We start from the raw sequence: 12,786 nt of genomic DNA, 5'->3' as shown, positions 1-12,786 counted from the left end.
TCGGTTGCGGTTCGTTACCTCGCGAGGACGCGCTCGGCGGCCGTCCCCGAGGCGATCGCCTCGAGCTCGTCCGCGTCGGCCTCGGTCAACTCGGCGACGCGGAGGGCGCCGAGGTTCTCGTCGAGCTGCTCGAGCCGGCTGGCGCCGAGCAGCACGCTGGTCACCTCGGGTCGGCGGAGCACCCACTGGAGGGCGGCCTGCGGCAGCGAGGCGCCGCGGGCGCGCGCAGCCTCGTCGAGGCGGCCGACGGTGGCGAGGTAGGCGTCGTCGATGAACGTGCCGTCGAGGAAGGTGCTCCACGCGGCCCGCGAGGTCGCCGGCACGGCTCCATCGAGGTACTTCGTGGTGAGCCGGCCCTGCGCGAGCGGCGAGTACACCACCACGCCGAGCCCGGCCTCCGCCGCGATGTCGAGCACGCCGCCGGGCTCCTCCGCCGCACGATCGAGCAGCGAGTAGCCGGGCTGCACGAGCGCCAGCGGCGCCCGGAGCTCGCGGAGGAGCGCGACGATCTCGGCCAGCGGCGCAGCCGGGTAGTTCGAGAGGCCGAGGTAGCGGGCCTTCCCCTGCCGGGCGATGTCGGCGAGCGCCGTGGCGGTCTCCTCGAGCGGAGTGCCCGGGTCGTACGCGTGGTGGTAGAACACGTCCACGTGGTCGGTGCCGAGCCGCGCGAGGCCGGTGTCGACCGCGTCGAGCAGGTGCTTGCGCGAACCGCCGACGGCGTACGGGTGGTCGCCGACCGGCCGTCCCGCCTTCGTGGTGATCGTGATCTCGTCGCGGTGCGCGGCGAGCTCGGTGCGCAGCACCTCGCCGAGCACCCGCTCCGCCCAGCCGAAGGGCGGGCCGTACCGGTTCGCGTTGTCGAAGTGGGTGACGCCGCGGTCGAACGCGCCGGTGATGAGCGACGCCTGGGTGCGCTGGTCGCGGTCCGACCCGAAGCCCTGCCAGAGGCCGAGCGAGAACGCCGGGAGCAGGAGCCCGGTGGCACCGGCTCGCCGGTACGGCAGTCCCCGGTGCTCCAGGACGGTCGCCGTCGTCATGCCGCCGCCTCCTCGCGGTCGCGCAGGTCGAGGCCCTCGCGGTCGCCGGGGTCGGCCTCGTCGCGATCGCGCAGGCCGAGGTTGACCTCGAGCACGCTCGATTCGTACTCGCGGCGGAAGACGCCACGGCGCTGGAGCTCGGGCACGACGTGGTCGACGAGGAAGTCGGCCGGGCCGCGGTGGTACGGCGGGAAGAGCTGGAGGCCGTCGAAGACGCGACCGGTGAAGCGATCGGTGATCCAGTCGGCGAAGCCTGCCGGGTCGCCGACGAAGATGCCCTGGCCCTCGCGGTGCTTCTGGATGAAGCGGAAGAACTCCGCGAAGGTGAGGTCGCCGTCGTCGAGCGCGTCGGCGAGCGTCTCGCGGAGCCAGGGCGCGCCCCGCCGCCCGCCGCCGACCTCGAGCGCGTCGAGCGCGGGCTTGATCTGCTCGAGGGTGAGTCCGCCCGCCTCGACGGCGTCGCGGAGCCGGGCGTCGGGTGCGACCTCCTCCGGCTGCAGGCCGAAGGCCGCGGCGAACGAGGCGGGGAGCTGCTCGGTGAGCTCGAGGTCGAGGATCTCGCGGTGCTTCGCCCGGGCCTCCCGGGCGGTTCCGGCGAGGTAAAACGTCACGCCGGGGAGCACGAGGAAGCGCTCCGGGTCGCCGCCGGCCGCGGCGACGCGCCGCTTCTGGGCTGCGTAGTGCTCCTGGCCCGCATCCGTACCGAAGTAGGGCGAGAACCGGGCCTGCGCGTAGCGCGCGCCGTAGTCGAGGGATGCCTCGGAGAGGCCGACGTGCACGTTGGGGATGCGCGCCTGCACCGGCGGGGCGACGTTCAGCGGGCCCCGGATGTCGAAGAACTCCCCGGAGATGTCGACCTCGTGCCACGAACCGGGCCGCACGAGCGTGCCCGCGGCGCGGTCGTCGAGGAGGTAGTCGCGGTCCCAGCTCTCGTAGAGCAGCCGGTAGACCGCCTCGGTGAACTCGGCCGCGCGGCGGTACTTCGACTCCTCGTCGGCGACGGGGTACCTGCCGAAGTTCGCGGTCGGCCCGCCCTCCCGGTCGACGCCGGAGACGACGTTCAGGGCGGCACGGCCGGCGCTGAAGCGGTCGAGCGTGGCGAGCTGCCGCGCCACGAAGTAGGGGTGCTCGTAGGACGAGTTGTAGGTGACGAGGAATCCGACGTGCGAGGTCCGCGCCGCCGCGTGGCCGGCGTACACGGCGCTGTCCCAGCGGAACACGCGGTTGAGCCGCGTCGGCTCGCTCGCCAGCGCGCTCCCGACGAACACGTAGTCGAACAGGCCGCGCTCCGCCGTCACGGCGAGGTCGGCGATCACCCTCGGGTCCTCCAGGCCCGCGTTCGTCGCATCCGGGAGACGCCACGCGTCGAGGTCCCATCCCGTGCCGTAGGCAGCCAGGCCCAGCTTGAGCTGCCGCTCGTTCTTCGTCATGCCACACGCTTCCGTCATCGCGCGGCCGGATCGCCGCGGTGCAGTCAGAATAGGTTCATGTGCAAGTTCTATGTAGACACGCTGCAATCTACGGTAATGCGACACCGCGCTATATAGCGTGAACGTGCAATCCTGTACCGCGACATCACACGAAGGAGGCGCCATGCCATCACCGAATCCGCTCCCGTCCGGCTACCGGGCACTCGGCTCGTCCGGCCTCGTCGTCTCCGAGCTCGGCGTGGGGGCGAGCACGTTCGGGCGCTCCGGGATGCGGGCGGTCGGCGCCGACGCCGTCCAGGCCGTCGTCGACCGGGCGATCGACCTCGGCGTCACGTACTTCGACCTCGCGGAGGGCTACGGCGACGAGCCGGGCCTCAGCGAGACCCTCTTCGCCCGCGCGCTCCGCGGCCGGCGCGAGCAGGTGGTCATCGGCACCAAGTTCGGGCGCAGCCTCCTGCAGACCCGGGGGCCGTCGTACGGGCTGACCGGCGGTCGCAAGTACATCCGCGCCTCCGTCGAGGAGTCGCTGCGTCGCCTCGAGACCGACTACATCGACCTGTACCAGATCCACTTCCCCGACGCGCACACGCCGATCGAGGAGACGCTGAGCGCACTGGACGACCTCCAGCGCGAGGGGAAGGTGCGCTACATCGGCGCCTCCAACTTCCCGGCCTGGCGCGTCGCGGAGGCCGATCACGTGGCCCGCGAACTGCGCACCGCCCGGTTCGTCTCCACCACCGACGAGTACAACCTGCTGTGGCGCCGGGCGGAGGCCGAACTCATCCCGGCGCTGCAGCGCTACGGCCTGGGCTTCATCCCGTACTTCCCGCTGCAGAACGGTCTGCTGACCGGCAAGTACCGGGCCGACCACGCACCCGAGGGCGCGAAGATCACGAACCTGAAGCGGAACCTGCTGCGCGAGGCACCGTGGGCCGCGCTCGCGCGGTTCGAGGCGTTCGCGAAGGAACGGGCGATCACGCCGTCGGCGGTGGCGCTCGGCTGGCTGCTCGCGCAGCCGACGGTGGCGACCGTCATCGCCGGGATCACGCAGCCCGAGCAGCTCGACGAGAACCTCGTCGCCACTCGCTGGCGGCCCACGGTGGCGGAGGAGCAGGAGCTGCGCGACCTGCTGCCCGGCGACCTCACGGGCGGCCCCGGCCAGGTCGTGACCGCATGAGCGCGCCCGCCGCGACCACCACCGCCGTCCGGGAAGGCCGGACGCTCGCGGTCGTCATCGAGCCGGCGGAGCTCGTCGACCTCGCGCGCACCGAGTCGATCGCGCTCGTCGAGGTCGGCCGGGAGCCGTCGGCGACCCCGACGATCCCCGGCGCGCTCCGCCTCACGCTCGACGACCTCTCCGGCCCCGAGCGCGCCGACAGCGGGAACCGGCCGTTGCCCGACCACGCCGAGCTCGCGCATCGCCTGCGCCACGGCGGCATCGGCGCGAGGACGCGGGTGATCGTGGTCGCGGAGACCCCGCGCGACCTCGCCGGCGCGGCACGCGCCTGGGTCGTGCTGCGGTGGGCGGGTATCCGGCGGGTGTCCTACCTGAACGGCGTCCATGCCGCCGAGGTGGCCGAGCTCGGACTCCCCGACCGGCGGGATCAGACGGGCGTCCAGGGAGACCACGACCACGACCACGACCACGACCACGACCTCGTCATCGATGCGGCCGTGGTGGCCGAGGCCGCCGAGATCGCCGCGCGGCATCCCGACGTGCTCCTCGTCGATGCCCGCACCCCCGAGGGCTTCGGCGACGAGGGCCAGCACATCGCCGGCGCGGTGAACGTGCCGAGCGGACGCCTCGCCGCCGATGGGCGCGTCCACGACGCGGCGACGATCCACGCGGCCTACCGCGACGCCATCGGCGTCGACCCCGCGTCCCGCCCCGTCATCGTGTACTGCGGCAGCGGCGTGTCGGCGAGCGTGCAGGCGCTCGCGCTCGCGTCGATCGACGTCATTGCACCGGTGTACGTCGGCTCGTTCTCGGAGTGGTCGAAACACACGCCGTGAGCGTGGACCGGCCGCCTCGCGGGATCCCGACCTGGTCGTCCACCTGCCCGACGCGCTCGTAGAAACGTCATATCGCCGCACAACGACGCACGTTAGAGTTGTGCCTGCACGTTATCGTGCGACTGTCTATCGTCCAGCACTCGTTGAGGATGGGTATGGCGTTCGAGCGCAAGTACAGCGATGAGGTCCGCACCAAGTCCGTCGAGACCGTCCTGCGGCGCCGCCGGGAGGAGCCGCGGAACCGGGCGATCATCCGCGAGGTCGCCGAGGAGTACGACGTCGGGCAGCAGTCGCTCCGGCAGTGGCTGACGCGCTTCGACGACGGCAGCTACGACTACGGCGACGAGTCGGCCGACCGCACCCCGGTCGCCGCGCAGTACGCCGGGCTCACCCGCCAGGAGCTGCTCGCGCGCATCGGCGAGCTCGAGCAGCGCGTCGGCGTGCTGGAGGAGGACAACCGCAGCCTCACCCGGGTGGTCCTGCTGCTCTCCGGCCAGGTGCGCCAGCCCGCCTGAGCGCGTCGCCGGGGCGCCGGAGCGCCACGCCGGCCTACGGCGCGACGCCGGGCGCCATCATCCGCAACAGTTCTCAACAGCTTTGATCGCACGTTCGACGCGTTGTTAGCGTCGCTGCACGGGCCTGCCGCCAGGGCGGCATCCGCCCGCCATCAGCCGCACGGGACCTGCAGGAAGCGCCCTCATGAATGACCGGATCGTTGTCTCGAGCAACATCTACGGACGCATGACGGACACGCGCGGTCGCTACGAGATCGGCGACACCGGGTTCCAGCTGCTCTCCGACGGATCGCTCCGGAGTGGCGGCCCCGGCGAGGAGGCGAGCTCGCTCGACCTGCTCGTCGCGTCGCTCGTCTCGTGCGCGCTGAACGCCTTCCGGCAGGACTTCGTCGAGGAGGGCCAACCCGACCGCCGGGTCGAGATCTTCGCGCGAGTCGAGCGCCGGCTGGAGGGCGACTACCTCGGCACGCTCATCATGGAGTGCTTCATCGACGCCGTCGACGGGCGCGGGGCCGACGACCTCGTCCGCGAGTACAAGAAGCGGTGCCGCATCTACAACGCGTTGAAGGACAGCCTCCCGGTGGTGTTCGTGCTCCACACCCCCGACAGCGTGCCGTGGTGACGCGCCGTGACCGCACGCCCCGTCGCCGCGCTGCTGGGCGCCCCTGACGCGGTCGCGCATCACGACTCGTTCGCCTTCGTCGAGGTGTCGCCCTGGCGCGACGGGGCCGAGGACGGGGATGCCATCGTCGGGAGCATTCCCGCTGCGCACGCGGCCAACGTCCGCACCCACTTCGCCGGCGAGCCGACCGCCTCGAGCGGGCACCTCCCGCTCCCCGCGCCTCCCGAACTCGCCACGCTTCGCCTGCTCGCGGCACGCTGGGCGGGCGTCGACCGGAGGGCGCTCGTGCTCTACACGCGCCGGGCGGAGGCCTTCACCAGCGCCACCCGGGCCTGGTTCGTCCTCGCCGCCGCCGGCGTGACGGACGTGTCGATCCTCGACGGCGGCCTCCCGGCCTGGGTGCGCGCAGGCGGCGAGCTGCGCGCCCTCGACCCCGACGGCCCGCCTCGGGGTCGCGAGCACGCGGCGGTCGCCACCGTCGGAGCCGGGGGCGCCGCGGATGCCCGGGACGCCGGGGACGCTCCGGCATCGGTGCGGACCCTCGCGATCGACGACGTCGAGGAGCTCCCGCGATACGGCACCCTGCTCGACGCACGGCCGGCGGACGCGTACCACGGCCTCACCGGGCAGCCCCGCACCGGCCACATCCCGGGGGCCGTCCACGCGCCGGCGGCCGAACTCCTCGCCGCCGACGGCACCCTCGTCTCGCCGCTGGCCATCCGGCGCTGGTTCCTGGCGCATCGCGCGCTCGGCGGACACGAGATCGCGGCGTACTGCAACGGCGGCGTGGCCAGCTCGGCGCTCGTCTTCGCGGGCGCGCTCGTCGGCCAGCCGGTCGCGTTGTACGTCGACTCCTGGTCGGCGTGGGGGAACGACCCGACGCGGCCGGTCGAGCAGGGCATCCCCCGGTCGCGACCCAGCGGCCAGGACCTGGACTGCCTCGAGTGACCTGGGCTCGGGTGCTCGACGGCCGGCTCAGTCCTCGAGCAGCATCCGCAGGTCGTCCACGGTGAGCGCCGGCCCCTCGGCTCCCCCGACGCCCGAGCCATCCGTCCCGCCCGAGTCATCCCCGACGCCCGAACCATCCGCACCGCCCGCGCCCGCGACCCCGTCGAGGATCGACGCGACCAGCTCGCCCTTGCGGGCCTTCAGCGCCATCACCTTCTCCTCGATGGTGTCGGCGGCGACGAGCCGGTAGACCATGACCTGCCTGGTCTGCCCGATGCGGTGGGCGCGGTCGACGGCCTGCGCCTCGCTCGCCGGGTTCCACCACGGGTCGAGCAGGAAGACGTAGTCGGCCTCGGTGAGGTTCAGGCCGAAGCCGCCCGCCTTCAGGCTGATCAGGAACACCGGCGCCTCGCCGGCCCGGAACCGCGCGATCTCCGCATCGCGCCGCTTCACCGGCGTCGAGCCGTCGAGGTAGGCGAACGGCACGCCGGCGGCCTCGAGCCGCGCCGCGGCGCGCCCGAGGAACGACGTGAACTGGCTGAAGACCAGCGCCTTGTGCCCCTCGGCGAGCACGTCGTCGAGCTGCTCGAACAGCGCGTCGAGCTTCGCCGATCCGATGCCGGCGTGGTCGGCGCCGCCTGCCCCCTCGCCCGCGCCACCGCCCTCGGCACCGGTCGAGATCAGCGCCGGGTCGAGTGCGAGCATCCGCAGCAGCGTGAGCGATCGGTAGACGATGAACCGCTGCCGGTCGAACTCGTCGGCGACGAGGCCGAGCAGCTTCTGCCGCTCGCGCTGCAGGGTCGCGTCGTAGAGCCGTCGGTGCCGCGGCGACAGCTCGACGGTGAGCACCTGCTCCTGCTTCGGCGGCAGCTCGCGCGCGACCTCCTCCTTCGTGCGGCGCAGCACCAGCGGGCGGATGCGTCGCCCCAGGCGCTCGCGCCGCTCGCCGTTGCCGTCGAGCTCGATCGGGCGGCGGTATCGCTCGTCGAACGCCCGCCGACTCGGGAACAGGCCCGGTGCGACGAGCCGGAGGATCGCCCACAGCTCCGAGAGGTCGTTCTCGATCGGCGTGCCCGTCACGGCGAGCACGAACGGCGCCCGGATGCCCCGCGCCGCGTCATGCACCTTCGTCGCCGCGTTCTTCACGAACTGGGCCTCGTCGAGCACGAGTCCGGCCCAGTCGACGGCGGCGAACGCGGCGGCCTCGAGGCGGAGCACGGCGTAGGTCGTGACGACGAGGTCGGCCTCGCGGGCGGCGTCGGCGATGGGCCGGCGGCGCTTCCGCTCGGTCGCGGTCACGGTGGCGACCCGGAGCCCGGGCGTGAAGCGGGATGCCTCGGCCGCCCAGTTCGACGCGACGGAGGTCGGCGCGACGACGAGGAACGGACGGGTTCCGTCGGCCCCTCCTCGACCAGCGGCGGCGTGCGCGATGAGCGCGAGCGCCTGCACCGTCTTGCCGAGGCCCATGTCGTCGGCGAGCACGGCGCCGACGCCGTTCGCCCACCGGTGCGCCAGCCAGCGGAACCCGTCGAGCTGGTACGGCCGCAGCGGCAGCGCGAGCCCGTCGGGCGGCTCCAGGTCCGACGAACCGCCTGAGCCGGTGTCGGCACCCTCGCGCGCGAGGCCGGCGACGAGCCGGCGCCACGACATCGCGGGCTCCGAGACATCCGCCAGGTCCTCGAAGTCGGCCCAGAGCCCGACCTGGCTGCGGTGGATGCGCACGCCGGTCTCCCACTCGGCGAGCGTGCCGGCCTCCTCGATGAGGTCGCGGAGCGGCTCGAACACGGGCTGCTCGAGCGAGAGCCAGGTGCGGTCGACGAGCATCATCCGCTTGCGGCCCGACGCGAGCGCGCGGAACAACGGCATGAACGGGATGGTGCGCCCCTGCACGGTGATCATCACGCCGAGGTCGAACCAGTCCTGCTGGCGCGACTCGACCGTGGAGACCCGCAGCTCCGGGGCATCCGTCAGCTCGCGGAAGTCGGGACGCTCGCCGACGACCTCGACCCGCACCCGGTCGATCGCCTCGAGGCGGGGCAGGGCGCGGTCGGCGAGCCAGATCACGTCGTCGCCGCGGAGCACGATCGCGTCCATCGGCAGCCCGTCGAGCTCGTCGCGGGCACGCTCGACGACGTCGAGGTCGGCATCTCGAGACGCGTCGCCTTCGGCGGCGCTCCTCGACCGCCGGGAATCGTCGACGAAGCCGGAACCCGCCGAGCCGGTGTCGGGCTCACCGCGGTCACCTGCTGAGCGGGTGTCGACGCCGTCGCGCTCCCCCAGCGCCTCGACCCGCCCGTCGGCGTGCTCCCACCGCCAGTCGAGGCGGGCACGGTCGACGGCCTCGAACCGCACCCGCAGTACGAGCACCGGCGGGTCGGGGTCGGGCGGCTCGAACGATCCGTCGAGGCTCACGATCGGCACCCGGCGCGCGAGCTTCGGCAGCTCGGTGCGCAGGAACTCGGGAAGCTCCGGCGACGGGATGCGCACGCTCGACGCGACCGCGGCCCCGACGGCACCGGCACCGACGGCACCGGCGCGGGCGGTCGCATCGGCACTCGCCGCGGCGGCCTGCGCGAGCAGCGCGAGCTGCGCCGGCGACAGGCCGCCGGAGGCCGGCGCGAGCTCGATCAGCCCGCGGTCGAAGTCGGCCCGGTACATCCCGTGGTCGGCGATCGCGCGCACCCCGGCAAGCGGATGCCCCAGGCCGCCGAGCACCGCCGTCGGCGTGAGCCGGAACCCGTCGAGGTCGTCGACCGCGTCGAGCGCGATCGCGCCCTCGGCGTGCAGCACGACCCGCGGCGTGACGTCCGATCCGGCGAGCGCGATGCCGAGCCGCTCGGCCTCGGCGAGCATGGCCCACAGCACGGGCGTTTCGTACTCGTCGAGGGTGATCCACTCCGACGAGTTCCCGGTGTAGACCGCCGGCGACCCGCCCTTCAGCACGGCGAACTGCGCGAACCAGCGCGCCTGCGCCGGGTCGAACCCCTTGCCGGCGCCCTGGTAGGCGATGTTCTGCCAGGTCAGGTCGCCCTTGATCCACCCGCCGCGGGCGCCCTGCTGCACGGGACGGACGCCGAGCCGGTCGACGGCCGACGCGCGCTTCGCCGGCTCGTCGGTCGGGCCCTTCCACTCGCCCGCGCGGCGGCTCACGCGATGACGCAACTCGAACTGCAGCCCGAGCCGGTTCGGCCGGGCCCCGCCGCCGGTGCCCTCGCCGCCTTCGCGCTCAGCTTCGACGCCATGGGCCCCGTCGACGAGCCCGGCGAGCGCGGCCAGCTCCGCGCGCCAGTCGGCGTCGGTAGGCTGGGCGGGCATGGCTCCCATCGTGTCACGCGCCCCCGACAGCGTGCCCCGCCCCATCTCGCTCGCCGCGCGGACGCGAATCGTCGGAATCGGCGCCCATATCCGACGATTCGCGTCCGCGCAGGGGGGGGTTGACTCCCCGCACGGCGCGGGCTGGGCAGGGGGTGGGGGTGACTCCCCGCACGGCGCGGGCTGGGCAGGAGGTGGCGCGCTGGGATGTGGCTCAGGCGAGCAGAGCCCCCGTGACGCCCGAGACGACCAGGTCGGCGCGGTCCCTCCCGGGCGCGATCCGCCGCGCGTTCGCGCCGTCGACGTCGCGGGCCCACGCCTCGGCCACCTCGGGCGTGCGGCCGTACGCGGTGTGCCGGTGCACGAGCCGGAGCATCCGCTCGTCGTCGCCGGTGTCGACGAACCACGCCTCGTCGAGGAGCCGGTCGTCGCGGATGCGCCGCCACGGGTCGGCGTCGGCGAGGAGGTAGTTGCCCTCGACGACCACGATGCGCGCCGACGGCGGGATCGCGAGCTCGGCCGCGACCGGCTCGTCGACCTCGCGCTCGAAGCTCGGCGCGTAGACGTCGTGGTCGACCTCGCGGCGGAGCCGCTCGAGCAGGGCGACGAACCCGTGCCCGTCGAACGTCTCGATGGCGCCCTTGCGGTCGCGCAGTCCAAGCCGGTCGAGGGTCGCGTTCGCGAGGTGGAAGCCGTCCATCGGCAGGTGCACGGCGACCTCCTCGAGCGGCGGATCGAACGCTGCGAGCGGTGCGGATGCCTCGCCGGCGACCCGTGCGTTCAGCTCGGCGACGACCGCCCGCGCCAGGGACGTCTTCCCGGCGCCGGGTGCGCCCGCGATGCCGACCAGCACGCGGGCGCCGAGGCCCTCGCGCCGGACCGCGAGCAAGGCCCTGGCGCGATCGGCGAGCGTCGCGAGGGCATGGGGGTCGAACGCGGCGGTCGTGGCATCCATGCCTCCAGCATGGTCGCCGGCGACGGGTTCGCGCTCACGGTATGCCCGTTCCCCCTCATCACACCCTCATCGCTGAGGGGGAACGGGCATACGCGAACCGGGAACATCTCTGCCGGGGCGAGCGTCGCCGGACCTCAGCCGACGATCGAGCCCGCGTGCCGCGCCACCCACTCGAACAGCGGCAGCATGTGCACCATGAGGTCGCGGCCGAGCGGCGTGAGCTCGTACTCGACGCGCGGCGGCACTTCCGGATACGACTCGCGGTGCACCAGTCCGTCGGCCTCGAGGGTGCGCAGCGTCGAGGCGAGCATCTTCTCGCTGATGCCGTCGACCTCTCGCCGGAGCTCGCCCCAGCGTCGGGTGCCGTCGGTCAGCGCGAGCAGCACGAGCACGCCCCACTTGCTCGTGATGTGGTCGAGGACCACCCTGGTCGGGCACCTGTAGGGCCGCCCCGGAAGTGGCAGCGCGGGCCTACTGCTGGCAGTGAAGAATACGGCTGAGCGTTCTTCGCGGCGTCCCGCGCCGTCGCAGCAAAAATGGCAGTGATATTTGCGCCGGGAGCCCGCTAGGACATCTTGCGACTCCCAACCGCAACCGAACACATCCCATCGTCGCGTCGGATCGCCGGCCGATTGCGTCTACCAACCGTCTGACCTACTGCGGATCGAGCATCTCCCCCGAGTTTCGAGCAACCCATGCGACGAGTGGTACCAAGAGTTCAGCGAGCTCTCGCCCGCGTTCCGTCAAGCTGTATTCGACGTGAGGAGGCACGGTCGGTTGGGCCTCTCGATGAACGAGGCCGTCGGCGACGAGAGTCTTGAGCGTGCTCGCTAGCATCTTTTCAGTGATGCCTCCAAGGTCGCGGCGGAGATCGCCCCATCGGCGGGTGCCGTCCGAAAGGGTTGCCATGACGAGGACGCCCCAGCGACTCATGACGTGATCCAAGATCACGCGCGTTGGGCATCCCGGAAGGAATGCGTCCGGGATCTGTTCCTTGATCCGCGCGAAACTCTCCACAAGGTAGGCACTTTATCCCTCATGGCTGAACTCAGCGGTGTGACGACCACGACCGATGCAGCCTCCTGCCCGTCGGCGCATGCCGAGCTCGGGAAGCTCGCGCCCCCGAGGCCCCCGATCTCCCCGCTGTATCCGCCAGGTGGTCTCGGGATCTCGTTGCGCCGGCGACATGACTTGGTTCGCGGACCTCTGCCGCCCATCGTCCAGCACACGGTCGTAAGAGACGGGGACGATCGTGCCGTGAATCCTGGATCTGATGCACTCATGACTCGTCTGATGTTGAACTCACTTCCCGCTTCTCCGCAAAGCTCGGACAGGGAGCGTTTAGCCCGCCGTCATCGCGACAGCACCGCGGGCGGGTCATCCGGGAATCGAGGCCGCACGCATCCCTCCCATTGCTCCGCTCGAGGGCGAGCACCCGGGAAGGAGCGGTCATCGACCGACTGGCGGGCAGCGTTGAACGCGTCGGCTATGGTCATTGCCATGCCGACCGCGAGGACTGACTCAGGGGCGTCAACGTTCGACGAGACGGTCGGCGAATTGTCGTGGGACGGTGAGGTCCGGGGATACGTGCTGTTCCACGTCTCGGGTCGCGGCGGTCTTTCCTGGAGAAGTGACCGGCCCTGGCGCATCACCCGCGAAACGACTGGGTGGGTCGACGTTGAACAATGGATGATGGATGACTCCGGAGCGTTCACCTACAACCGCGATCTTTCGGGCCCCGAGTCGGCCTTCTTGTGCACTGCCACAGGAAAGTTTTGGCTGGCTGCCGCGCAGGTGGGCGAGAAGACACCAGGTGCCGAGGATGAGGTCGAGATCGATTTCCGCTGGCTAGTCGGAGACGAAGCGCGACGCACGCTTGCAAAGCTTGCGGGCCAGTAGGCGGCTGGTCAGGATGGACCAGCGAGAAATCCCCTACGGGTTGGTTCGGCGGGTG

General features: G+C 72.2%; 12 protein-coding genes. 6 read left to right on the top strand and 6 right to left on the bottom strand.

Annotated elements, in window-relative coordinates; all coding sequences use genetic code 11:
* Positions 1–14: 14 nt before the first annotated feature.
* Together ACGGZK_RS07110 and ACGGZK_RS07105 are read right to left on the bottom strand one after the other, a co-directional pair.
* A complete protein-coding gene (locus ACGGZK_RS07110) occupies positions 15–1,037 on the bottom strand; it encodes an aldo/keto reductase (RefSeq protein WP_395245576.1) in 1,023 nt (340 codons plus the stop codon).
* The gene (locus ACGGZK_RS07105) at positions 1,034–2,467 is read right to left on the bottom strand and encodes an LLM class flavin-dependent oxidoreductase (protein WP_395245575.1); all 1,434 of its coding nucleotides are present in this window, start codon (positions 2,465–2,467) and stop codon (positions 1,034–1,036) included. Before ACGGZK_RS07105 ends, ACGGZK_RS07110 begins: the two co-directional genes overlap by 4 nt.
* A 163-nt stretch (positions 2,468–2,630) precedes the next feature.
* On the opposite strand from ACGGZK_RS07105, the gene ACGGZK_RS07100 reads away from it, so the two are divergent.
* The 5 genes from ACGGZK_RS07100 (at position 2,631) to ACGGZK_RS07080 (ending at position 6,565) form a co-directional block, all read left to right on the top strand.
* On the top strand, positions 2,631–3,644 hold the full coding sequence (locus ACGGZK_RS07100; RefSeq protein ID WP_395245574.1) for an aldo/keto reductase: 1,014 nt from the start codon (positions 2,631–2,633) through the stop codon (positions 3,642–3,644).
* Positions 3,641–4,480, top strand: coding sequence for a sulfurtransferase (locus ACGGZK_RS07095; RefSeq protein WP_395245573.1), 840 nt, complete (start codon positions 3,641–3,643; stop codon positions 4,478–4,480). The genes ACGGZK_RS07100 and ACGGZK_RS07095 overlap by 4 nt, the downstream gene beginning before the upstream one ends.
* A 155-nt stretch (positions 4,481–4,635) precedes the next feature.
* A complete protein-coding gene (locus ACGGZK_RS07090) occupies positions 4,636–4,995 on the top strand; it encodes a hypothetical protein (protein WP_395245572.1) in 360 nt (119 codons plus the stop codon).
* Positions 4,996–5,221: 226 nt separating this feature from the next.
* Positions 5,222–5,617 (top strand): OsmC family protein, encoded by a 396-nt coding sequence (locus ACGGZK_RS07085; protein ID WP_395245571.1) that lies wholly within the window; start codon positions 5,222–5,224, stop codon positions 5,615–5,617.
* 6 nt (positions 5,618–5,623) lie between these two features.
* Positions 5,624–6,565 (top strand): sulfurtransferase, encoded by a 942-nt coding sequence (locus ACGGZK_RS07080; protein ID WP_395245570.1) that lies wholly within the window; start codon positions 5,624–5,626, stop codon positions 6,563–6,565.
* 27 nt (positions 6,566–6,592) lie between these two features.
* Here ACGGZK_RS07080 and ACGGZK_RS07075 read toward each other — a convergent pair whose 3' ends face one another.
* The 4 genes from ACGGZK_RS07075 to ACGGZK_RS07060 form a co-directional block, all read right to left on the bottom strand.
* A complete protein-coding gene (locus ACGGZK_RS07075; protein WP_395245569.1) occupies positions 6,593–9,880 on the bottom strand; it encodes a DEAD/DEAH box helicase in 3,288 nt (1,095 codons plus the stop codon).
* Between the two features lie 211 nt (positions 9,881–10,091).
* Complete coding sequence (locus ACGGZK_RS07070) at positions 10,092–10,832, bottom strand: nucleoside/nucleotide kinase family protein (protein ID WP_395245568.1); 741 nt, start codon at positions 10,830–10,832, stop codon at positions 10,092–10,094.
* Between the two features lie 134 nt (positions 10,833–10,966).
* On the bottom strand, positions 10,967–11,296 hold the full coding sequence (locus ACGGZK_RS07065) for a winged helix-turn-helix transcriptional regulator (RefSeq protein ID WP_395246044.1): 330 nt from the start codon (positions 11,294–11,296) through the stop codon (positions 10,967–10,969).
* A 190-nt stretch (positions 11,297–11,486) separates the two neighbouring features.
* A complete protein-coding gene (locus tag ACGGZK_RS07060) occupies positions 11,487–11,765 on the bottom strand; it encodes a winged helix-turn-helix transcriptional regulator (RefSeq protein ID WP_395245567.1) in 279 nt (92 codons plus the stop codon).
* Between the two features lie 555 nt (positions 11,766–12,320).
* Here ACGGZK_RS07060 and ACGGZK_RS07055 point away from each other — a divergent pair.
* A complete protein-coding gene (locus ACGGZK_RS07055) occupies positions 12,321–12,731 on the top strand; it encodes a hypothetical protein (protein ID WP_395245566.1) in 411 nt (136 codons plus the stop codon).
* Positions 12,732–12,786: the final 55 nt, after the last annotated feature.

It is taken from the genome of Agromyces sp. MMS24-K17 (genome assembly GCF_043950245.1).
Classification (GTDB): domain Bacteria; phylum Actinomycetota; class Actinomycetes; order Actinomycetales; family Microbacteriaceae; genus Agromyces.
Note: the sequence above shows the minus strand (reverse complement) of the source record. Positions and strands in the feature narration are given on the sequence as shown.

Coding starts and splice junctions, on each gene's coding strand:
- ACGGZK_RS07095 (WP_395245573.1), top strand. CDS start 3,641: ATGAGCGCGCCCGCCGCGACCACCACCGCCGTCCGGGAAGGCCGGACG.
- ACGGZK_RS07090 (WP_395245572.1), top strand. CDS start 4,636: ATGGCGTTCGAGCGCAAGTACAGCGATGAGGTCCGCACCAAGTCCGTC.
- ACGGZK_RS07110 (WP_395245576.1), bottom strand. CDS start 1,037: ATGACGACGGCGACCGTCCTGGAGCACCGGGGACTGCCGTACCGGCGA.
- ACGGZK_RS07070 (WP_395245568.1), bottom strand. CDS start 10,832: ATGGATGCCACGACCGCCGCGTTCGACCCCCATGCCCTCGCGACGCTC.
- ACGGZK_RS07055 (WP_395245566.1), top strand. CDS start 12,321: ATGGTCATTGCCATGCCGACCGCGAGGACTGACTCAGGGGCGTCAACG.
- ACGGZK_RS07100 (WP_395245574.1), top strand. CDS start 2,631: ATGCCATCACCGAATCCGCTCCCGTCCGGCTACCGGGCACTCGGCTCG.
- ACGGZK_RS07085 (WP_395245571.1), top strand. CDS start 5,222: ATGACGGACACGCGCGGTCGCTACGAGATCGGCGACACCGGGTTCCAG.
- ACGGZK_RS07060 (WP_395245567.1), bottom strand. CDS start 11,765: ATGAGTCGCTGGGGCGTCCTCGTCATGGCAACCCTTTCGGACGGCACC.
- ACGGZK_RS07105 (WP_395245575.1), bottom strand. CDS start 2,467: ATGACGAAGAACGAGCGGCAGCTCAAGCTGGGCCTGGCTGCCTACGGC.
- ACGGZK_RS07075 (WP_395245569.1), bottom strand. CDS start 9,880: ATGCCCGCCCAGCCTACCGACGCCGACTGGCGCGCGGAGCTGGCCGCG.